General features: G+C 41.6%; 1 protein-coding gene. It reads right to left on the reverse strand.

Annotated features, from left to right (window positions below):
- Positions 1-139 precede the first annotated feature (139 nt).
- Positions 140-512 (reverse strand): dihydroorotase (locus tag ACS8FD_RS24740; protein ID WP_459252193.1); only part of this gene is annotated, 373 nt, incomplete at its 5' end.

Consider the following 512-nt stretch of genomic DNA (forward strand, 5'->3'; position numbering starts at 1 on the left):
TTTGAATGGTCATATTAAGTTAAGTCACTTTTATCGATGATATAAATACATTGACATGCTCAAAGTGTCCAATACTACTAACGTAATAGTAATGGAACACTCACAGCATCTCAGTCGCATTAAGAGTTTTAAGTACGGTTTAAGCTTTGATAGACCATGGTAGCGTCTCACCAGCCATGAGTGGGGTAAGCGTTTGTCCATCAAAATAAGGGTAACCTGCCGGCACTTGCATAGGGTTGTTGGTTAGAGTAACAGTGTTTTCGTTGACTGGCAGGCCATAAAATTGAGCACCAAAACGACTGGCAAAGCCTTCTAGTTTGTCAATTTTGCCAATACTATCAAATGCGGTTGCGTATAAAGGTAGGGCTATTGATGAGCTATAACAACCAGCACAGCCGCAAGCAGCCTCTTTTTTATCCTTAGCATGTGGCGCTGAGTCCGTTCCTAAAAAGAACTTTGGACTGCCACTAGTAGCCACATTGAGCAGTACTTCTTGATGCTGTTTACGTTTT

This window comes from Psychrobacter sp. 1U2 (assembly GCF_051847575.1).